The sequence below is a fragment of the Bacillus sp. RIT 809 genome (assembly GCF_016892495.1).
Taxonomy (GTDB): domain Bacteria; phylum Bacillota; class Bacilli; order Bacillales; family Bacillaceae_G; genus Bacillus_A; species Bacillus_A cereus_U.
This window is the reverse complement of record NZ_JAFEMR010000015.1, coordinates 14893-35328: the sequence shown is the minus strand read 5'-3', so window position 1 is coordinate 35328 and position 20436 is coordinate 14893. Positions and strand designations below refer to the sequence as shown.

The following is a 20436-nucleotide window of genomic DNA, read 5'->3' as shown; positions in this document are numbered from 1 at the left end:
GGGAAGAGAAACCGTATTTTTTGTATTTGCAAACATTACCATCCGAATAGTCTTTCACTAAATGTTTTAACAGCGTCCTTTTGCAGACCAGGTGAAAAATGTGAATAGCGATTTAAGGTTATGAAAACGTCCTTATGACCCAATCGTTCACTTGCAATGTTTGGATGTACTCCTTGTTTTAAAAGAAGCGTTGCATGTGTATGGCGTAAATCATGAAATCTAATGTTTTTTAATTCGGATTTTTTCAAATAGGCTTTAAATGTATCATGAAAGCCACTTTTGTCTTCTTTTTCCTGTCTCTGGATCAGCTCCGATATTGACAATAATATACCACTTTGTTCCTCTTTTTCGAATACGTCCTTTCACTTAAAACATTCCTTCATTGATTTTTGAATCATGTTGTATAAGTCTAGTTGTAATTTTGCTGCTATGAAAATTACATGTTTGGACATATTAGCGATGGATATATTTTACCATATATAAATTAAATCATTTTGGAGTCGTCTATTTAGTAAATAAATTAAAATTATAAGAAATATGATTTTTAGTATATTTTTATCTGTTGGTGTATATATGTTATTTTTATTATTTTTGGATTTCAAAAGAAATTTCTTTAGCCGCTTCTAAAGCTATTTTTTTTGCTTCTGTTTTAAAATAGGACGCTGCTAAAACGTATCCATATCGATGTCCCATTGATGTAGGTGGTTTTAGAAAAGTTCCTTTTTTAGGTTTTATATAAACTTTCTCTACACCAGGATATCTAGAACTACGATTTTTCCCTGTAACTCGAATTAGTTTTCCTTTAAATTTAACTGTTAGGTAATGAGCATACACATATTTATAATGTTTTTTATTTAGTGAAGGTTTATTTCCTAACATTAATTGAATAGTTTCTTGTACTAAGTTGATTCCATGTCCAATTTCAATTATGTCATTCATTGCTCCACCTGATATTCTGGGGTTTATCTCAATTAATTTCCAAACATCATTTATTCTCCGGAGTTCTAGATGACAAGCTCCATTTTTCATATTAAAAGCCTGAATAACAGAATTAACTGCATTGAAAAGACTATTATATAGTCTTTTGTCTACCTGTCCTAGTAAAGAATAACCAGTAACAATAAAGCGTTCAAAAAGTGTAATTTCTTGTTCAATTACTGCTATAATATGGACTTTTCCATTTTGAACTAAAACTTCGACTAAGTACTGAGGTCCATCTATATATTCTTCAAGTAGAATTTCTTCATTAGGTAGTTTTTTTAAAAGACTTTTCATAGATAAAATTAATTGATCTTTATTTTTTATTAATAATACATCTTTTGAACCTGTGGATTTGGGGGATTTTACAATAAGAGGGAAATTCATCTCTTTAGTTTTTTTAAGGAAAGATGATAATGATTCTGTTGGTTTATAAGTTAAATATTTGAGTGAGATTGGTAAATCTTTAAGTACATTACGAGTTAATATTTTGTTTTCCATATGATAGATTGCTTTAGTAGATACAATATTTGAACAAAAATTTTCTGATAAACGTGCAGCTACATAAACAAAAGGATCAATAAAACTAAAGATTCCTTTTATGTTTTTCCCTGATTTTATTATTTTTTCGATTATTGTAATTATATTTTCATAGTCGTTTATATCAGTAAGAATCATTTGATGTACATCGGGGAATATATTTCGTTCTTCAATAAATTTTGTTTTGTTAGTTAACAAAACAGTAAAGAAATTAAGTTTTTCGGCTGCTTTGATTGCTTCCCTACTTGATCCAGATTTATTTGTTTCAATGAAAATAATAGTATCCATTTTATGTCACCTTAACCTTAATCATTTTTTAAAACCTCAGATTTATTATTTCTATAGGTAGAATATTAAAATGAGGTTAAGCTTGTTCTGGATTTTTCGAAAAATGGTTGAATGAGGGAAAACATGAATATATATATAATGAATTTGATATTTGATTTGAAAAAGATCTTTAGAAGGAAGGGAAGAAGAACTAACATGACTATAATTGGTATGCTTCATCATCGGAAAGATCCGAATGACGTAAAGAAAGCATATACTTATGCTGCTGTAGCTAAAGCTGAAGGTATAAACTTTTTTTATTTTACTTTAGGGAAAGTAAATATAGAAACTGAGAAGATTTTAGGTAAAACTTATGAAAATGGTAAGTGGGTTGAACAAGAATTTTCTTTTCCTGATGTTATTTATAATGCAAGTGTTCATGTTAGTGATAAAAATCAGCAAATCTATGATCATCTATATGAAAAAGTTCCGTTTACAAGCCATTCAATTGGAAATAAATTAAGTGTATATAACAGAATAAATAGAGCAAAAAAATTTAAGCAGTATCTTATTCCTTTTTATGAATTAAATGATGTTAATAAGTTTTTTGACATGATTAATCGTTATGAAAAACTTATTATTAAACCAATTTCTGGACATCAAGGTAGTGGTATTGTTTTCATTGAAAAAAACGGGATGAATTATAGTATGAATGAGTCAGAACAAATTTCATCTATGAATAAAAAACAATTACGGAGCTTTATATCTGATAAGATTCAAGAGCAAGGTTACATAGTTCAACAGTTTATTTCATGTCAAATGAAATCTGGTCATGTTTATGATTTTCGATTGCATGTTCAAAGAAATGGGGAAGGAAGGTGGGTTGTTACTTCTATATTCCCGAGAATAGGTCCATTAGGAAGTATTGTATCAAATATGGCTAAGGGTGGTTACAGTACTTATTTAGATGTTTTTTAAAAGCGGAGTTTGATAACGATTGGTATAATATTAAAAGGTATTTAGAACGATTTGCAGTAACTTTTGCTAACCATTTTAATTCTTTATTTAAGGATGTAGTATTTGATGAGTTAGGAATTGATGTAGGGATTGATAAAGATCAAAAATTGTGGTTATTTGAGGTGAATTGGAGACCAGGGGTACCTAATATATTTAATCTTGAATTAGATGTAGCTAGAAATTTAATTCACTATGCTAGATATTTGGCGGATAAATCTAAATAAGAAAAGGAAAATATAATCAAACCTAGAAACCTTTATATACCAATGTTTCTACTAATCTCTCTTTCTATATCTCCTATAAGGCTTTTCTCCATGCATTCCAAAATTCGGCGGATGCTGGACTGTCGTCAAGTCGACGTACCTAATACGAGCAAAATACCGGAACCTGATAATACACCCTTCATTGTGGGCGAGGGCACATATTTATAAAAAAAATACGCTTGTCCAATCCATTATCATTCTCCAGTCATTTAATACTATAAAGGGGGGGGAGAACATGGAAAATAATGAAAAAATCACGTTTCGATTTGTAAAAAAAGATGGAGAAGAAATTAATTTGGGAAATCTTGCTGATAAACGAAAAATTGTCATTGTCATTAATAATCAGATTACATTTGCACCGAATACAACACAAATTGCCAGTGGGGCCGGACAAAACAGTGCAGCAGGAAGTAATGCAGCAATTGATTCATCGAATACCAGACAGCAACAAACGGTGGGCGCTGGAGGCGAAGCCATAAATAAGGGAATTAGTGGGGACCAGATTGAGCCGCATAAAATGAAAAAAGAAACTTCGGATGAAGAGGCAGAATTTGTACTTATCATCAATAATCAAATTAATAAAACCCGTAAGGAACAGGCTGGTGCTACTCAAGTGGCAAGTGGTGGTGGAGAAGACAGTGCAGCGGGAACCAACGCTGCCATCGAAAGTTCTAATACCAAACAGCAACATGCAGTGGGAGGCGGAACGGATAGTTCGGCAGAAAATGCAGGTGAAGAAGGCGACCAAATAGAAAAATGCGATTAAAGAAAAGAGGCTGTAATTATTTCGCAGCCTCTTTTTCTTATTATGGATTAATTGGTCTATTACTTACCCAACCAAATTAGGAATATATTAAATATCTTGATGGATCATATACTGTCCATAATCCTATCCGTTGAGAAGTATTTGGATTTATATATATCGCGATTGTTCCATAAGATTTTCTATGACTAGCTAAAGTATTGTCAATATATACTGCAAGGTCATAAGGCTGAAGCTGTATTTAATAAAAAGTTGTAGCTTCCGATTTTGATGATGCGAAAAATCAAATTCGTCAACTCGAATTGTCTTTTGCCACAGAAGCATGTGCTTCTATTTTTGAAGAGCTATTAGTATTTGTACAGTTTCTAGTAATAAGTTTTGGATTATACATTCAAAAATAGAAAAATATATCCAGTCCTATTTAGCAGTGAAGCTAGTAAGAAGCGTGTGGATGTAAAAATCGTTATTGGATAAAAAATCAAAAGAGCACGCCTATAAACGTACTCTTAGAAAGATAAGAATCTTATGAGTGGAGGGGATCTCCATATAATAACATATGCTTTTCTACTTTAAATGTGTAAAATTTATAAACAAAAATGCTATTTTATTAAGAAACGAGAAACGATAGATAAGTAAATACGTATATCATCGGATGTTAGTTGTTTTAATGAAAAAGAAACCTTTTTATAAAGGTTTCTTTTTCATTAAAACTAACAATCATAATCATTGTCTTCATGGTTACATTCATCGCAAGGGTTGTTCTGGTCATCGCAGCAAATACAAAATGTTTTATTGATAAATATATCAATAAAATCAAATGTATCGGAATTATTTGTGAGAGTAAGGCTTTGGAAATCTTCTACTTGAAAGATCCTTGTTTCATTAGGAACTAAAGTTGCATTAATTGGTGTGCTAGAAATCCTTGTTCGAATAATTACTTCAATGGGACCGGAATCGTTAGGAACAGATATTTGAAGTAATGTTTTGTTGTGATTAATAGTAAAATCTTCAAAAACCGCTCTTGAAGTGTTAGGGGGTACGATAATATCTAGAGGTACATTTCCAGTTGAGGAAGTTCCCGAACCGGCTATGGTATGAGTCTCAATAAAACAGTTACTCTTTTGGTTAAGAGAATGTGATTGTTCTGCATAATAATCATTTTGGTCATCACAGCAGATGCAAAACGTTTTTTGGATAAACACACCAATGTTGCTACTTGTATTATTATTATTTGTGAGAGTGAGGCTTTCAAAATTTTCTACTTGAAGAATTCTTGTTTCACCTGAAGCTATTGTAGCGGTAATCGGTCTACGAGAATTTCTTGTACGAATAGTTACAACAATTGGTGCAGAAGTACCAGGAACATGAAACTGCAGTAATGTTTTATTGTGATTATTAGTAGCATCTTCAAAAACTATTCTTGAAGTGTTAGCTGGTACAATAATATCTAATGGTATATTTGAGCCAGCAATCGTATGCGTTTTAGTGAAACAGTTCTCTTTTTTATTGTGAGAATATGAATAATTTTTATAGTACTTTTTACCATGTTTATAAAAATAATTAGCCATTCTTTAATCTCCTATCTTTTATTTGTCTATATATTGTATTTAATGAGGATAAGAACTGCTTGTACAAGGTAGAAAAAAGTTCTATTTAGAAGAATAAGAGAAAAAGCTTAAGATATACGTACTGTAGCGTTTGGTTCAGTTAAACAAAATATAAGGATTAGAATGAGTATAGAACTAGTTAATAATAATTGAAATGGCGCTAAACACTAATAAAACTGCCATAATAATGTTAAATATTCGGTTGTGTTTTAATAAAAGTTTTTGAAACATCGATCCGAATAGACACCAACTAAACGTACTCATTAAACCGACTATGCCTAAAAACAATGAAAAGAAAAGGTAACTAGAATATGAATGGTAGTAAGGGAGAATAAAAGTTGATACTACAGTCAGTCCGAATAAAATTCCCTTCGGGTTAACAAATTGAAGCATAATTCCTACTAAAAATAAGTTTTTATTACTTTTTTCATTTGTATCTGTATTGCCTTTACTAGTGAGTATTTTAAAAGCTAAATACAGCATATAAGCTACACCTAAAATTTTTAAAGGGAATTCAATTAATGGCAGAATATTTATAAGTACAATATTAAAGAAACTACATAATGAAGTGATAATAAAAAAACCGAAAGCCACACCTAGGCAAAATGTAATGCTTCTTTTTAATCCATATTGCTTGGCGTATGTCATAGCTAAAAAATTGTTAGGGCCTGGTGTGAAGCTACTAACAAAGACAAATAATAAAAAAGAAAATATAGGCATTTCAAAAACCCTCTCTTATTCGTGTGTTATAATGACCGAAAAGAACAATATAACGTGTGCTTTTTATTATACATAATGGTCGTTATATTGTATAGGAGTGTTTTTATGGAGGAAATTCAAATTATCCTTGCAAAAAATTTAAAAGCTATTCGTAAGAAAGAAAAACTGAGTTTGGAAAAGGTTTCACAATTAACAGGTGTGAGTAAAACAATGATTGGACAAATTGAAAGAGGCGAATCTAGTCCTACGATTACAACAATTTGGAAAATCGCTAATGGACTAAAGGTTTCCTTTACTTCTTTAATAAATAATCCACAACCAGATACGACTATAGTTTTACGGAATGATATCCAAATATTGTCTGAAGATAATGGGAGGTATAGAGTATTTCCTTCATTTTCGTTCCAAGAAAATAGACAGTTTGAAATTTATATGATTGAAATTGAAGAAAAGGGAAGTTTGAGTGCGGAAGCTCATAAAGAAGGAACGGAAGAATTTATAACAGTGTTTGATGGAGAATTAACAATTGAAGTAAATGGGTGTAAATATAATTTAAAAAGTGGTGATTCCATTAGATTTAAGGCGGATAGACCACATGTTTATTACAATTTAGGAGAAACATTAACAAGAGTGAGTATGACAATTTATTATCCTGTTTCTTAATATATTATGAAAAAGCTATCTATAATTAGATAGCTTTTTTCGTATAAAAAAGACACACAGTTGAGTGTCAAAGCAGTATTGCATATAGGCTTGGAGAATGATTACCTTACGTATTGAGATGGAATAGCAAGGGGTATTTTCTGTAAATTCAGATTAATGTTGATCCTGTAAGTTATGGAGTTGTTATATTAATTTGATAAGAAATATAATAACGTTCATTAACAGGAGTTGTAAATGTAAATTCGTTTTTTAACATTTAAAAGAAATATACATTTAATAATTATTAAGTGAAAGGGGGTGGTAAATTGAAGAACTATAATGAAACATCAATTTTTGAAAATATTGGACCTACATTTCCACCACTTCCAGTTATTCGAATTCCAACCGGAGCAACAGGTGCAACCGGAGCAACGGGTGTAACCGGAGCAACAGGTGTAACCGGAACAACCGGAGCAATCGGAGCAACAGGTGTAACCGGAACAACCGGAGTAACAGGAACAACTGGAACAAGGGGAGAAACGGGAGCAACCGGAACAACAGGTGTAACTGGAGCAACCGGAACAACAGGTGTAACTGGAGCAACCGGAACAACCGGAGCAACGGGAGAAACGGGAGCAACAGGTGTAACCGGAACAACCGGAGCAACGGGAGAAACGGGAGCAACAGGTGTAACCGGAACAACGGGAGAAACGGGAGCAACAGGTGTAACCGGAACAACCGGAACAACAGGTGTAACCGGAACAACCGGAGCAACAGGTGTAACCGGAACAACCGGAGCAACAGGTGTAACCGGAACAACCGGAGCAACAGGTGTAACCGGAACAACCGGAGCAACAGGTGTAACTGGAGCAATCGGAACAACCGGAGTAACAGGAGTAACAGGAGTAACAGGTGTAACTGGAACAACTGGAACAACAGGTGTAACCGGAGAAACGGGAGCAACAGGTGTAACCGGAGTAACAGGTGTAACTGGAACAACAGGTGTAACCGGAGCGACAGGAGAAACGGGAGCAACAGGTGTAACCGGAGTAACAGGTGTAACTGGAACAACCGGAGAAACCGGAACAACGGGAGCAACTGGTCCTATTGGTAATATACAAACATCAAATATACTATATTTTACTTTTTCAGATGGAGAAAAGCTTATTTATACAAATGCTGATGGGATACCTGAATATGGTACAACACAAATACTCTCTCCAGATGACGTTTCATATATTAATTTGTTTATAAATGGAATTCTTCAGCCACAGCCTTTTTACCAAGTTACTGCTGGTCAGTTGATTTTAGTAGATTCTGAACCGCCTTTACAAGGTTCATCAATCATTTTACAATTTATTACTATTCATTAAAAAAGACAGATTCTCATATTTGAGTAATCTGTCTGACTGAAAAAATAGATATTAAGTGATGATAAATTCAACTGTAATCGGAATTCCAGGATCTAATGCATCTCCACCTGGAATGGTAATTGCGCCAGTAGGTCCTGTAGTGACAGTTGAGTTTACACTAGGTTGAATGACTCCATTGACATAAAGATTGTAGTATGTGTAAGTGGGAAATGCTGTTGCAGTAGTACCAGAGTCGTTTAAGCATGCTGTAGCAGCAATTGCGAAAGCCGCGCCAGTACCAGCACCAGCACCTAAAGTGGACGTGAATCTTCTGGATGCCATAAAAGGTTGAATGATGGGCATGTAATATTTCACCTCTATTTTGAATTTATGGGGCTAGTTAAGATGAAGCTTGTCCCATGTTTTATTTTATGATTTTTTTTTATAAGAGACGCGGCTACATCCCTATATAACCAATATGATTTTTTGTATTTATTATGCCTCATTTGAATTGATTATTTTTGAGAATAAGATTATGTATTAAAAATAGAAATGTGGGATTTTAAAATGTGTTACTGAGTTTAGGTATATAATCTAATCATTAAGTTTTTAGGGACATATAATTAATATGAGAGTCGTGAAGATAATTAAAACAGCGTTCTTTATTGTTTAATTATTAGTAGCGCTTTCTTTTCTAAGAGGAAATTATTACTCAAAGCTAATAAAATATAACTATATATTCAATAACTCTTAGAATAGAAAGGTACTCGGAAAATAAATAAGTAAGGAGGAAAAATATGAAACATAATGATTGTTCTGATAATAATCACTGTGATTCAATTATTATTACAGGTGGTTGTTGTGAGCCGAAGGTAGTTTGTCCTAGCAATTCACAATTAAATGAATTGATTAGTTTACTAAATGCTTTAATAATAGCTATACCAACGTTTTTTGCTACTCCAAATGCTGCAAATAAATTGATACTAATCAACTTGTTTAACCAACTCTTAGATTTACTAAATTTATTACTACCAACTACAGAAGGAGATTATTTAAAACAGTTAGTTCAAAGTATTTTAAATGAATTACAATCTCCTAATACAGACTTGGGGCAATTGTCTGTACTATTACAACAATTTTACAGCGCTCTTGCAGATTTCTTCTTCTCTATACAGACTTGTTTTGCTCCATCAACTTTACGACTTTTATTTAATCTATTAACACAACTAATTAGTCTTACTCCAATTCCGCCAGGAGCAACAGGAGCAACAGGAGCAACAGGAGCAACAGGAGCAACAGGAGCGACAGGAGTAGGAACAGGAACGACGGGAGCAACAGGAGCAACAGGAGCAACAGGAGCAACAGGAGCAACAGGAGCAACAGGAGCAACAGGAGCGACAGGAGTAGGAACAGGAGCAACAGGAGCAACAGGAGCAACAGGAGCAACAGGAGCAACAGGAGCAACAGGAGCAACAGGAGCAACAGGAGCAACAGGAGCAACAGGAGCAACAGGAGCAACAGGAGCAACAGGAGCAACAGGAGCGACAGGAGCAACAGGAGCAACAGGTGAGGGAGCTATTATTCCATATGCATCGGGGATACCTGTTACGTTATCGTCGCTTGGAAGTGGTTTAGCTAATATAGGCTGGCTTATCGGATTTGGCTCTTCCGCACCTACTTTATCTTCACTTGGTGGACCAATTGATTTGGAAGGTGCAACTGGAACACTTCTTAATATGGCTTTTTCTGTACCACGTGCAGGGGTAATTACTTCTATTGCGGCATATTTTAGTACAACGTTGGCATTGAGTCTTATAGGAGGAAGTGCTACCGTTACGGCGCAGTTATATCAATCTACAGGGCCTAATCCTGATAATACCTTCACACCGATACCAGGTGCTGTTGTAACACTACCTCCTATAACTGGTATTGTTGCAATTGGTGCGATTCGCAATAATATTACAACTGGATTAACGATACCAGTAACTCCACAGACACGTTTGTTAATGGTTTACTCTGTAACAACTTCAGGTCTGACGGTAGCTACTATTGTAGAAGGTTATGCGAGTGCAGGGGTAACTATTCTTTAGGTACAAGAGGATGTTACTATGTTGTAAAAAAGAAAGACGTAATCTTAATGATTGCGTCTTGTCTGTTAAATAAGTGTACTTGAGCACCTACTGAAGTTAGATGTATTAAAGAGAGGCTATATTTTTAGAATGTAGATCTATCATCTATACAATTTGTACGAAAAGAGCATTGAAAAAAGGAATACTCTTTTTAAAGAGTATTCCTTTTTATATAGCTAAATATAGAATTTTGTGCTGAAAGATCTTATTTATTTTTATTACAATTACAACCTTTTTTCTTTACATAACCTTGTTGAGTTAAATCTTTTTGCGATTGTGAATTGGAAGATTGAGAGGATGCTGATGAACTACTATTTTTATTATTAGAGTAGTTTTTTCGATAGTTGCTATAATTACTCATTGTATCATCACCTCCTATTAAATATATTAATAGTATATGTTTGTACTCTATTAATTGTTACGTTTGAGAATATGTAATGGGGATATACTATACAATAAAAAAATCTCCAAGGTATTTTCCAAGGAGATGAATTATAGTTTTCTAATAGAAATGACTTAAATCAGTAACCCCAATATGGAGGGAAATAGTATGAATCTTGATAATATAGATTTTGTGGTTGCAATGGGGATTGAGTTGATTGGTTTATCGTTCCTCGGTTTTGATTACAGTTTGCTGGAGGACCAATGACTGTAGTGGATTGAATTGGGGATACCGCTTGTTTCCACTGTTGTTCGTTGAGGCAATAAGTATGGGCCATCATATTGGCTGGAGTCAATCTTAAAATATCAGATCCAAAAATAACTTCTGGAGTTGGGGCATTGAAAATAGCTAATAAATGAGTATTATCTGCTGTAGCAATTTCGTAATGCCACCACGCTTGTGGAATATTAGCAACTTGCCCTGGTTTAATCGGTAAGTTTAATATTTGATTCGTAAATGGATTAAGTAAAGAAACGACAGCGGATCCTGAAATACAGTAAACAAGTTCAGCTGCATTTTGATGAATATGTGGTTCTACAACATTACCTGTGCTTAAATATATATCTAATAAAGAAGTGTTTTCTAATGTGTTTAATTGTTTGATGCCAAGTACGTTTATATAATTTTGAGCATCTTTCTTAAAAAAATTACTTTTATTTAAATCATGGGTGAAATTGGTTGAGGGGGATGTGTAGTCAACATTGGAAGTCAATTGTATTACCTGCCTCTCTTATGTTGTATTGCAATCTGAAATTAGGGTATGAGTCTAGTTATTGAAATGTGAAGGGAGCGATTGTTTTAGTTTGTTAAAAAATAAAAACGTTAGTATGTATGCAGTATGATATGATGGTTAATCCTGAAAAACTTATGCATTTAAATGTAAAAATATAAAATAAAGACGCATTTCAACAGAAATGCGTCTTTATTTTATTACTTTTCTAACATTTCAAGAGGTACATCTTTTTCACCAGCTACCTCGAATTTAATTTCCCCGTCTTCTTCATAAATACGTTTAATAATCGGTATAGTAATCATTAATTTTTTATGCTGTTTTCGCTTTCTAGCAGCATCTAAGCTAATCACGTTCATTTGTAAGCATCCTTTCTTCTAGAGATATATAAACAAAAGAAAATGCGTCCGAAAAGGGCACTTAATTGAATTTGAAATACCGATTCATTTAAATGGGGTTTATATTATTTTATAATTGAAAACTGGTTGTAAAATAATGTGAATGGAATAATTGCACGTAGAAATTAACTTTACCAAAAAACGAAACAATATGCTATAAAAAAATTTAAAACTTTGTCATATAACGAGAAAAAGGTTTTCGTTTCGCATATAATGAAAAGTAGACGGGCAGCAAGAGCTTTTTCATCATATTGCTTTGGAAAGGCGATGAAAAGAATGGATACGTTAGATTCATTATTATCTCAACTTGAACAATATGGAGAAGAGCATGATCGACATAAAAAAACGCGGGAAGAAAAATTACGGAATATTTCTCGTGAGATGGGACAATTTTTATCAATTTTAGTAAAAGGATGTAATGTAAAAAAAATTTTAGAAATTGGAACTTCAAATGGTTATTCTACATTGTGGCTAGCAAATGCGGTAGAAGAAACAAATGGAAATGTTACAACGGTAGAACTTTCTTCAGAACGGGTGGGAGAGGCACTTGGGAATTTTAGGAAGGTGAATTTCACACAGCGAATCGATATTCACAATCAAGAAGCTGGAGCATTTTTAGATTCGCAATTAGATCATTCATTTGATTTTATTTTCCTAGATTCAGAACGAACGCAATATATGTGGTGGTGGGAACATATAAAACGTATTTTAGAGCCAAAAGGTTTTCTTGTTATTGATAATGCAACTTCTCATGCGGAGGAACTAGCAGAATTTATAAAGATGATTGAAGAAGATGATACGTTTGAAACGGTGTTATTAGCTTTTCAAAAGGGAGCATTTGTTGCGCGGAAGAATAATTAGAAGTGGGCTTAATGTAATTATCACATTGAAAGATAGCATATGTCAAAAGATAGAGCATTATATAAATTTAAGAGGATAACTAAATGGAACTTCAATTTAATATTCAGTGGTGATTAGTAAGGTAATTCGTAAAGAATCCGCCTTCAGTATGTTACTCTCTAGGTCTTAAGTCTGAGGAAAATAATGACGAGAACAGGTATACTTACACTATGAAACAGGGAATGACTGCATAAGCAGGTATTTCTTGAAAAATCGATTTCAAGCAAGCAAAATGTATATGAAATACGATATATTAGATGAAATATAGTGCACATAAATTCGCACATATAAATAAAGGAGCGATTTTGTTGACTGAACTCGAGAAAAAAGAACCTGTATCGATTGTGAAAGATAATAATGTAGAAGTAGTAGTGGATACAGTAATAAAAGATGCAGAACTTGAAGAACTGAATAAAGAAGCAGATCTTTATGTACAAAAGTTAAATAGCGAGCAAAATACAGATTTATCAAAAGTATTGTCGCAGCTTGGAGACTTAGGGGATAAAGAGCAGCAAGCGGCAGGACAAACGCTATCAGCTTTAAAACGTCCTGTGACAGCGATGATGAATGGAAAGAATGAAGAAATTCCAAATACATTGTTAGAATTACGAAAAGTGGTATCAGAACTTGATCCAAACTCATTAAAAGCAACTGGTATGAAGAAACTTATGTTTAAAGTGTTTAAGAAAAATCCGCTTGAAAATTACGTGCATAAATATCAATCTATAGATAAGCAAATCGAGGAGATTATAAGATCACTTCTCATTGGCCGTGATAACTTGCAAGAGGATACGGTTGGTCTTGAAATGTTAAAAGAGCAATCACACGATAAAATTCACGCTCTTGATAAACAAGTATACTTAGGAAGAAAACTTGCTGGTATGCTTGAAGCTGAGAAACAAAATCCAGAACGTCAAAGGGATATTCCGTTAATAAATGATGCATTAGAAAAGATACTTGTGCGTACTCGTAATATGCAACAAGCAAAAAGTGTATTATTACAATCTATCGCGTCTGTAGATATTATTAAGAAAAATAATGAAAAGCTAGCAGAAGCAATTCGCAATGCAATTACGATGACACAAAACGTTGTAACGGTTTCAGCTGCAATTCAGCTCGCATTAACAAATCAACGTAAAACAATTGATGCAGTTAATGCGACAAATGAAGCGATTGAATCAATGGTATTAAGCAATTCTCAAGCATTAAAACAAAATACAGAAGAAACAACAAAACTCCTAGAAAATCCTGCAATTAGCATGGATAAATTACGTGAATCATTCCAAAATGTATTCGCTGCTATTGAAGCATCTGAGAAATCGTCAGAGCGTATTATTGAGTCTAGTAAGAAGTTTGTAATTGAACTTGACACATTTAATGATGAGATGAAGCAGAAACTCATTCAGCGTCCAAGGAAATAACAGATCATTAGAGGAGGTGAAAAAATGAGTTTCATTCAAGGAGTATTACTACTATTAGGGTCATTACTTTTAATCGCATTTACTGTCGTTGTTTTAGTTGTATACTTCGGACGTAAACTTTATTTTTCATGGACGAAACCATATAAGAGAGCGCAAGATTCTATTGAAAAATTATCGAACAAATCAACACCGTTTTTACAAGAATTTACGCAGCACCCACTCTTTTATCGCTGGATTCGTACAGAAGGGAAAAAAGAACAAAATACATTAAATACACTTTTCTGTTCATCGGGCCAACGTACAAGAGAGCAAGTTTTCTCAATGTTACCGAAAGAAAAGCAGAAAAAAGTGCATGTGATGGCAAAAACAACGAAAAAGCTTACGAATGAAGATATTGATATTGCAACAATGAAAGTGAAAGATTTCTTGAGACAAGAATCACAGCAAACTGTAAAACCGACAGACTTATCGTTTTATAAATTGTATTTCTATGATCGATATCCAGATGCATTAAATACAATTCAAGCATATAAACGCTCGATTAATCCTTCACTACAAAGAACGGTTGATGACATTACAATTTCAGTATTAAATGCACTTCCGTACTATCAAGAACAACGCATGTTTGAACAACAACATAAACTTGAAACGTTCTTAATGAAAGATTTAACAGCGATGTTATCATTAGTGGTACAATTACCACCATCACAACGTCCTGAAAAAGAAGAAGAACTAAAAATATACTTGCAAAATTTCCAAAAGGAAATGGAGGTAGTAGAGCGTGATATTCGTGACTCCATTGATCACGATTTGAATGTGAAGATGAGAGCAGCGACTGAGAAGTTTAAGAATAAATAGAAAAAACCGCCTTAAAAGTTGAATGTTTCGGCTTTTAGGCGGTTTTTTGTGAATTTGAGGAAGTTGATAATTTTAAAAATTGTATGGGAGAAGTTACATTTGTATCACAATCAGAAATGGCAGCGAAAAGAACATATTATTTGATGAAGGAAATATACATTAAAGTACAAATAGCTGAATGAGATTTTTTGTATGATTTGTAAAAATATGATGTTAAAATATATAAAGGGATGTAGAGTCAGAAAAGTACAATGTGCATAATAATTGAATAGTGTATAAGTATTCCCATGTAGAAAGTGAATGATTACATGATTAATAGTATGCAATTGTTGTATGTAGTGGCTTCTTATTTATTTGGAAACATATTGACCGCTTATATAGTAACAAAATGGAGACATAACGTTGATATTCGTGATGAAGGAAGCGGAAATCCTGGTGCAAGAAATATGGGGCGAGTATATGGAAAAGGGTATTTTGTCGCTACATTTATAGGTGATGCGATCAAAGGTGCAATTGTAGTTTATATAGCAAAATACCTTTTTGAAGATGCTACATTCGTAATGCTGGCATTATTGGCCGTTATCATTGGACATATTTATCCAATTTTGTTTAAAGGTAAGGGTGGAAAAGGAATTTCAACATTTATTGGAGGGTTAATAGCATTTGATTATTTGATAGCGCTTACTCTAATAGGCATTTTTATTGTATTTTATTTAATATTTAAAGGATTTACTAAGCCAGGGTTAATTACAATCGCTTGTTTACCAATTTGCATGATTTTTTATTCTTACTCTATTGGTACGACTATTTTAAGTGCATTTATTATTGTGCTTATTTTATATGTAAATCGAGAATAAAGTGAATCTTTTATAAGTGGGGGAATCTCCACTTATAATTTTTATTAATTTGATAGTGAGCGGTAAGTAGAGATAAAGGAGGTAAGAAATGGGGTTAATTTATAAGGTTGCTGATCAAGCTTGGGAATTTGAAAGTATACATAAATTGAACTATAAAACATTTGTAGAAGAGATTCCGCAGCATGAGGAAACGAAAGAACGTTTTCGTATAGATCGATTTCATGAAGAAAATACATATTTAATTTGTTTAGATGGTGAGAAATTAGTAGGCATGGTCGCGGTGCGGGGAAAACGACCATTCTCGTTAGATTATAAAATTTCAAATTTAGATTTTTATTTACAAGAGCATGGAGAAAAAGTATATGAAATTCGTTTACTCTCAGTAGAAAGTGAATATCGAAATGGAAGAGCACTGTTAGGGTTAATTCGCTTTTTACATCGTTATTTACTTCTAAATGGATATGAATTAGCACTCATTTCAGCCACAACACGTGAGCTTCCTTTATATGAGCAAATGGGGTTTAAACCTTTCCATACGCTAGTTGGAACAGAAGAAGCAGCTTTCCAGCCAATGTATGTTACACCCACTAAGTTTGAAGAGTCGAGTGTTGGGGGGATTATGACGAAAGAATATACGTTTTTACCTGGCCCAGTAGACATCGAAGAGAATGTCCAAAAGGCATTTTCTACTAAGCCTATTTCCCATCGCTCCAAGTCATTTCAAGTGACGATGGGAAATGTAAAAAAACGATTACTTCAAATAACGAAAGCAAAACGTGTACAAGTTATGTTAGGAACAGGGACGTTAGCGAATGATGCAATTGCTTTACAGTTACGTTCATTAAAAGGTAAAGGACTAGTTTTAGCGAACGGGGAGTTCGGTAATAGATTAATTGAGCAGGCAAAACGTGCACATTTAAATTTTGATACGTATAAAAAAGAAATGGCAGAGCCGTTTATTTATACAGAATTAGAAAAAATAATGGCAATTGGAAATTATGAATGGCTTTGGTTTGTTCACCATGAAACATCAACTGGAATGTTAAATAATTTAGAAGAACTAGACATTCTTTGTAAAAAGTATCAAATGAAACTATGTGTAGATTGTATAAGCTCAATTGGAGCAATACGAATAAATTTGAAGGATGTATATTTTGCAAGTGGTGTAAGCGGAAAAGCGATTAAATCATTTACAGGATTATCTTTCGTTTTTCATAATCACATTGTAGAGAAAAACGAAGCAATACCTGTGTATATGGATATTGGTATGTATGAAATGGATGATAGTATTCCATACTCCCATTCATGGAATTTAATTTATGCATTGCAAGAAGCATTGAAGCGATTCGAAGATGAAGAGGCATTTGAAAAAATAAAAGAGGCGTATGCTTATATTGAACAAGCTATTACTACTATGGGTTTAAAGCTTGTTTCACCTAAAGATCATGCCGCTCAAATTGTTCTTACCATTCAATTAAACGAAGGGCAGTCTTCTAAGGCAGTAGGCGATGCATTAGCATTACAAGGATATATTGTTCATTATGAATCAGCATATTTACAAAAGAATAACTGGATTCAAATAGCATGTCTGAATCACTATAAAGAACGTGATATGAAGAGGATGTTAAATTGTTTGCAGATGTGTGTCTTAAAGAAGGGCGTACAGGTATGACAAATGTTTTCTTAACATAGTTGGTTGCGTATAAAGGAGTTATTATTTACGAAAACTGAGGAATGACAATAGAGTAGATCATAAATCATTGGAAGAGGTGTTAGTATGATAACTAGTAAACTACCATTACATATAGCAGACATTAAAAAGGCTCAAAAAATTCTTGATAGAAACGTTCGTAAAACACCATTAGTAAAATCTTTTTATTTGACTAGTAAAACTGGTGGAGAAATTCATTTGAAGTTAGAAAATATGCAATTAACGGGTTCTTTTAAATTCCGTGGTGCATTTAATAAAATGTCGCAGCTTACAGAGCAAGAAAAAGAGAAAGGCGTTATTGCATGTTCGGCAGGTAATCATGCACAAGGTGTTGCTTTATCTGCTCATTTACTTGGTATTAAGAGTAAAATCGTAATGCCAATTTCTGCACCTCTAGCGAAAGTCGAGGCTACCAGAGGATATGGATCAGAAGTTGTTTTATACGGTGAAACTTTTGATGATGCGAAGGCAAAATGTGAGGAGATTATAAGAGAAACAGGTGAAACATACTTACATCCATATGACGATGTAGAGGTAATGGCTGGTCAAGGCACAATTGGCTTAGATATTCTTGATGATATGTGGGATGTTGATACGGTTATTGTGCCAATTGGCGGAGGCGGAATTATTTCTGGTATTGCTGTTGCATTAAAATCTTTTAATCCATCAATCAATATAATTGGTGTACAAGCAGAAAATGTTCATGGGATGAAGGCATCTTATGATAAAGGGACAATCGTAGAACATTACGAGGCACCTACTATAGCAGATGGTTGCGCAGTTAAAATACCAGGAAATTTAACGTTTGAAGTTGTAAAAGAATTAGTAGATGATATTGTAACAGTATCAGAAGGTGAATTAGAGGTAGCAATGAAAGACTTATTACAACGTGGAAAGGCTGTAGTAGAAGGTGCGGGTGCACTAGCTACTGCTGCTCTGCTTGCAGGGAAAGTTGATCAATATATTAAAGGGAAAAAAGTAGTAGCGGTTATATCTGGTGGAAACGTAGATTTGCAACGTATTTCAAGTGTATGTGAGCACTTTTTTGTAGCTAATGAAGTAAAATAGTATTTTGAAAAATAGTTTTATGAAAGAGGAGCTAAGAGAAATTATATTAGCTCCTCTTTCATTATGCTTGTGCTGAAGTAAATAATGACTCCATTTTTATTTTACTCTTTTCTCGAATTTCAGCGTCTGCATGTCGCATAACATATTTATGCGCTACAGCGATTGCTAAAACATCATCTAATAAGCCAATCCCGATAATAGCAGCTATATCTGGAATGAAATCGATTGTTAATACGTAATAGGATAAGGCGGCTAATATAATGAGTTTCGCTTTAGTAGGTAACTTTTTCTTTTTCATTGTGTAGAATAAAATAATACTTTCATATACGCTGGATTTTCCGAGGTTTACTGAGCTTTTTTTGAATTTTTTCCAAAGGGTCTGTTTCTCCATATAAACACTCCTTTTACAAAAACATAGATTTTTTAAAAGGATGGACAAAGAAGCGAAAGAATAATCAATTTTATTATTTATTCTTATTGTATATTTCCATAAGAAATAGGAAAGTACCTGTTCGAAAAAATAAAATGTGTACTTTATAATTACTGTATAAAACAATAAAAGGCCTATCTTTCCTATATCGGAAAGATAGGCTTTTCAATTCATAGATTCTGCAATTTGAATCAAATCCTGAGAATTGTATTTTCTTTTTATATGTAGTTTGTTACCAATGGCGATTTTATATTGAAAACCATCCTTCTGAAAGATAAGTTCATATGCTAAATCAAAATGAGGATTATATACTGCCTTTATATTATGTTTTAAAATGTAAAACTTAGTTCCCTTATGTACATATTGACCTAATTTATGTTGAACTGGTGAAACAGTGATTTTTAAAATCCCATTAATATCTTCATTGTAGTATCGTAGTTCTAAGTAATCGTTATAGATGAACCCTTGAAATTCGTGAATTTCGAACGGGAATTTTGTAGGAGTAAGTATATGTTCCTTACACTTCATTTCATATTCTTTTACAATAGTAGCTTCTTTCATAAGAGGATTAGTTCCATCATAAATTTGATTAATTTGAGATATTTTATTATTTTTTGTTACTATTTCTAAAATGTAACCGATAGTAAATCCATCATCAGTGTCTTTGAAATAAGAAATAAGAATTGTAGTATCTTCTTTTGGAGACGGTACTATTTTAATTTCATGAATATGTTTATCTGTATGGAAAGTAGGCAATTCAATCCCTTCTGTTACATATGACTGCATTAATTTTTTATCATTTTTGAGTAATGCATGTTTGAATTCACTTATTACATCTGTTTGAGATTTCGCCATAATAATTGAGGTCGATTGAAAATATAGTAAGAAAAATATACAAAATATCTTTATGAATGTAGTGGTCAATTTTATCACCCTGTAACTATATTTCCGTAACATTGAAATATATATGTATAGGAGAACATATGTAATTTAAAAGTTGCTTTAGGAGGGGAGAAGATGGGTTTATTATTTGATGTAATAGCAGATATAATTTTATTTTATCCTCGAAATGATATGAAATTAAAACATCATATTGCGAAATTAAGCGAATTTGAGTGGTTTCGAAGGTTACATGAAGATACGAAGTATACAAGTTTAATTTGGAGTAACAAAAAAATTAAGAAGTAAATTTTGTCTTCCGGCAATATGGAAGGACTTTTAAAATCTGAAAGAAAACAAACCGAATTCGTTCAACTTGTATATAGTGAATATAAAAAGAGAAGGTAAGAATTTTTTTATTTTTCATATTTGGCGAAACAAATGGTACAATGAAAGCTAATGTG

Annotated in this window: 21 protein-coding genes and 2 pseudogenes; 12 read left to right on the top strand and 11 right to left on the bottom strand. The window is 33.0% G+C overall.

The features are described 5' to 3' along the window. Nucleotides 1-35: 35 nt before the first annotated feature. From JTF23_RS16960 to JTF23_RS16955, 3 genes are all read right to left on the bottom strand, one after another. Nucleotides 36-305: a tyrosine-type recombinase/integrase gene (locus tag JTF23_RS16960; RefSeq protein ID WP_374100903.1), complete on the bottom strand. Its 270-nt coding sequence runs from the start codon at nt 303-305 to the stop codon at nt 36-38. Next, nucleotides 265-366: an Arm DNA-binding domain-containing protein gene (locus JTF23_RS28220; RefSeq protein WP_232304310.1), complete on the bottom strand. Its 102-nt coding sequence runs from the start codon at nt 364-366 to the stop codon at nt 265-267. The genes JTF23_RS16960 and JTF23_RS28220 overlap by 41 nt, the downstream gene beginning before the upstream one ends. 219 nt (nt 367-585) lie before the next feature. Then, nucleotides 586-1806: an ATP-grasp domain-containing protein gene (locus tag JTF23_RS16955; protein ID WP_204209229.1), complete on the bottom strand. Its 1221-nt coding sequence runs from the start codon at nt 1804-1806 to the stop codon at nt 586-588. A 123-nt stretch (nt 1807-1929) separates the two neighbouring features. Here JTF23_RS16955 and JTF23_RS16950 point away from each other — a divergent pair. Both JTF23_RS16950 and JTF23_RS16945 read left to right on the top strand, forming a co-directional pair. Continuing rightward, a pseudogene (locus tag JTF23_RS16950) lies at nt 1930-3026 on the top strand (YheC/YheD family endospore coat-associated protein). A 274-nt stretch (nt 3027-3300) separates the two neighbouring features. Next, nucleotides 3301-3831, top strand: a complete 531-nt coding sequence (locus JTF23_RS16945; RefSeq protein WP_002109913.1) for a hypothetical protein — start codon at nt 3301-3303, stop codon at nt 3829-3831. Nucleotides 3832-4538: 707 nt separating this feature from the next. On the opposite strand, the gene JTF23_RS16940 is transcribed toward JTF23_RS16945, so the two are convergent. Further along, on the bottom strand, nt 4539-5396 hold the full coding sequence (locus JTF23_RS16940; RefSeq protein WP_070128373.1) for an exosporium protein D: 858 nt from the start codon (nt 5394-5396) through the stop codon (nt 4539-4541). Nucleotides 5397-5570: 174 nt separating this feature from the next. Next, nucleotides 5571-6155 carry a LysE family translocator gene (locus tag JTF23_RS16935; RefSeq protein WP_002157837.1) on the bottom strand — a complete coding sequence of 195 codons (585 nt, stop codon included), beginning with the start codon at nt 6153-6155 and terminating at the stop codon, nt 5571-5573. A gap of 105 nt (nt 6156-6260) precedes the next feature. Between JTF23_RS16935 and JTF23_RS16930 the strand changes: the two genes are divergently transcribed. Both JTF23_RS16930 and JTF23_RS16925 read left to right on the top strand, forming a co-directional pair. Then, nucleotides 6261-6818: a helix-turn-helix domain-containing protein gene (locus tag JTF23_RS16930; protein ID WP_002109916.1), complete on the top strand. Its 558-nt coding sequence runs from the start codon at nt 6261-6263 to the stop codon at nt 6816-6818. A gap of 305 nt (nt 6819-7123) precedes the next feature. Continuing rightward, the gene (locus tag JTF23_RS16925) at nt 7124-8170 is read left to right on the top strand and encodes a DUF4183 domain-containing protein (protein WP_213020090.1); all 1047 of its coding nucleotides are present in this window, start codon (nt 7124-7126) and stop codon (nt 8168-8170) included. A 51-nt stretch (nt 8171-8221) separates the two neighbouring features. On the opposite strand, the gene JTF23_RS16920 is transcribed toward JTF23_RS16925, so the two are convergent. Continuing rightward, nucleotides 8222-8512, bottom strand: a complete 291-nt coding sequence (locus tag JTF23_RS16920; protein WP_204209227.1) for a DUF4183 domain-containing protein — start codon at nt 8510-8512, stop codon at nt 8222-8224. A 434-nt stretch (nt 8513-8946) separates the two neighbouring features. Between JTF23_RS16920 and JTF23_RS16915 the strand changes: the two genes are divergently transcribed. Continuing rightward, nucleotides 8947-10239: an exosporium glycoprotein BclB-related protein gene (locus JTF23_RS16915; RefSeq protein ID WP_204209226.1), complete on the top strand. Its 1293-nt coding sequence runs from the start codon at nt 8947-8949 to the stop codon at nt 10237-10239. Between the two features lie 244 nt (nt 10240-10483). On the opposite strand, the gene JTF23_RS16910 is transcribed toward JTF23_RS16915, so the two are convergent. The 3 genes from JTF23_RS16910 to JTF23_RS16900 all read right to left on the bottom strand — a co-directional run bounded on the left by JTF23_RS16910 (nt 10484) and on the right by JTF23_RS16900 (nt 11809). Next, nucleotides 10484-10639, bottom strand: coding sequence for a hypothetical protein (locus tag JTF23_RS16910; protein ID WP_204209225.1), 156 nt, complete (start codon nt 10637-10639; stop codon nt 10484-10486). A gap of 160 nt (nt 10640-10799) precedes the next feature. Then, nucleotides 10800-11432 carry a cupin domain-containing protein gene (locus JTF23_RS16905; RefSeq protein ID WP_002157831.1) on the bottom strand — a complete coding sequence of 211 codons (633 nt, stop codon included), beginning with the start codon at nt 11430-11432 and terminating at the stop codon, nt 10800-10802. A gap of 218 nt (nt 11433-11650) precedes the next feature. Then, the gene (locus JTF23_RS16900; RefSeq protein WP_002157830.1) at nt 11651-11809 is read right to left on the bottom strand and encodes a hypothetical protein; all 159 of its coding nucleotides are present in this window, start codon (nt 11807-11809) and stop codon (nt 11651-11653) included. Nucleotides 11810-12115: 306 nt separating this feature from the next. Here JTF23_RS16900 and JTF23_RS16895 point away from each other — a divergent pair, with 306 nt between their 5' ends. From JTF23_RS16895 to tdcB, 6 genes are all read left to right on the top strand, one after another. Beyond that, entirely contained in the window at nt 12116-12709 is a 594-nt protein-coding gene (locus tag JTF23_RS16895; protein ID WP_078181928.1) for an O-methyltransferase, read from the top strand. 347 nt (nt 12710-13056) lie between these two features. Continuing rightward, nucleotides 13057-14169 carry a toxic anion resistance protein gene (locus tag JTF23_RS16890; RefSeq protein WP_002109928.1) on the top strand — a complete coding sequence of 371 codons (1113 nt, stop codon included), beginning with the start codon at nt 13057-13059 and terminating at the stop codon, nt 14167-14169. A gap of 24 nt (nt 14170-14193) precedes the next feature. Further along, complete coding sequence (locus tag JTF23_RS16885; protein WP_002085563.1) at nt 14194-15027, top strand: DUF3974 domain-containing protein; 834 nt, start codon at nt 14194-14196, stop codon at nt 15025-15027. A gap of 308 nt (nt 15028-15335) precedes the next feature. After that, entirely contained in the window at nt 15336-15884 is a 549-nt protein-coding gene (gene plsY, locus JTF23_RS16880) for a glycerol-3-phosphate 1-O-acyltransferase PlsY (protein ID WP_002109931.1), read from the top strand. A gap of 88 nt (nt 15885-15972) precedes the next feature. Beyond that, a complete protein-coding gene (locus JTF23_RS16875; RefSeq protein WP_204209224.1) occupies nt 15973-17556 on the top strand; it encodes an aminotransferase class V-fold PLP-dependent enzyme in 1584 nt (527 codons plus the stop codon). Nucleotides 17557-17661: 105 nt separating this feature from the next. Then, entirely contained in the window at nt 17662-18663 is a 1002-nt protein-coding gene (tdcB, locus tag JTF23_RS16870) for a bifunctional threonine ammonia-lyase/L-serine ammonia-lyase TdcB (RefSeq protein ID WP_002157827.1), read from the top strand. Between the two features lie 61 nt (nt 18664-18724). Here tdcB and JTF23_RS16865 read toward each other — a convergent pair whose 3' ends face one another. Next, nucleotides 18725-19054, bottom strand: a complete 330-nt coding sequence (locus JTF23_RS16865; RefSeq protein ID WP_070128385.1) for a YkvA family protein — start codon at nt 19052-19054, stop codon at nt 18725-18727. A 204-nt stretch (nt 19055-19258) separates the two neighbouring features. After that, complete coding sequence (locus JTF23_RS16860) at nt 19259-20050, bottom strand: hypothetical protein (RefSeq protein ID WP_204209223.1); 792 nt, start codon at nt 20048-20050, stop codon at nt 19259-19261. 60 nt (nt 20051-20110) lie between these two features. On the opposite strand from JTF23_RS16860, the pseudogene JTF23_RS16855 reads away from it, so the two are divergent. Next, nucleotides 20111-20380 (top strand): annotated as a pseudogene (locus tag JTF23_RS16855) (hypothetical protein). The last annotated feature ends 56 nt before the right edge of the window (nt 20381-20436 follow it).

Excerpts from the sequence above, each read along its gene's own strand:
- JTF23_RS16895 (WP_078181928.1), top strand. The coding sequence starts at position 12,116 with ATGAAAAGAATGGATACGTTAGATTCATTATTATCTCAACTTGAACAA.
- JTF23_RS16885 (WP_002085563.1), top strand. The coding sequence starts at position 14,194 with ATGAGTTTCATTCAAGGAGTATTACTACTATTAGGGTCATTACTTTTA.
- JTF23_RS16945 (WP_002109913.1), top strand. The coding sequence starts at position 3,301 with ATGGAAAATAATGAAAAAATCACGTTTCGATTTGTAAAAAAAGATGGA.
- tdcB (WP_002157827.1), top strand. The coding sequence starts at position 17,662 with ATGATAACTAGTAAACTACCATTACATATAGCAGACATTAAAAAGGCT.
- JTF23_RS16875 (WP_204209224.1), top strand. The coding sequence starts at position 15,973 with ATGGGGTTAATTTATAAGGTTGCTGATCAAGCTTGGGAATTTGAAAGT.
- JTF23_RS16900 (WP_002157830.1), bottom strand. The coding sequence starts at position 11,809 with ATGAACGTGATTAGCTTAGATGCTGCTAGAAAGCGAAAACAGCATAAA.
- JTF23_RS16915 (WP_204209226.1), top strand. The coding sequence starts at position 8,947 with ATGAAACATAATGATTGTTCTGATAATAATCACTGTGATTCAATTATT.
- plsY (WP_002109931.1), top strand. The coding sequence starts at position 15,336 with ATGATTAATAGTATGCAATTGTTGTATGTAGTGGCTTCTTATTTATTT.
- JTF23_RS16955 (WP_204209229.1), bottom strand. The coding sequence starts at position 1,806 with ATGGATACTATTATTTTCATTGAAACAAATAAATCTGGATCAAGTAGG.
- JTF23_RS16935 (WP_002157837.1), bottom strand. The coding sequence starts at position 6,155 with ATGCCTATATTTTCTTTTTTATTATTTGTCTTTGTTAGTAGCTTCACA.
- JTF23_RS16940 (WP_070128373.1), bottom strand. The coding sequence starts at position 5,396 with ATGGCTAATTATTTTTATAAACATGGTAAAAAGTACTATAAAAATTAT.
- JTF23_RS16865 (WP_070128385.1), bottom strand. The coding sequence starts at position 19,054 with ATGGAGAAACAGACCCTTTGGAAAAAATTCAAAAAAAGCTCAGTAAAC.
- JTF23_RS16910 (WP_204209225.1), bottom strand. The coding sequence starts at position 10,639 with ATGAGTAATTATAGCAACTATCGAAAAAACTACTCTAATAATAAAAAT.
- JTF23_RS16930 (WP_002109916.1), top strand. The coding sequence starts at position 6,261 with ATGGAGGAAATTCAAATTATCCTTGCAAAAAATTTAAAAGCTATTCGT.
- JTF23_RS16920 (WP_204209227.1), bottom strand. The coding sequence starts at position 8,512 with ATGCCCATCATTCAACCTTTTATGGCATCCAGAAGATTCACGTCCACT.
- JTF23_RS16860 (WP_204209223.1), bottom strand. The coding sequence starts at position 20,050 with ATGTTACGGAAATATAGTTACAGGGTGATAAAATTGACCACTACATTC.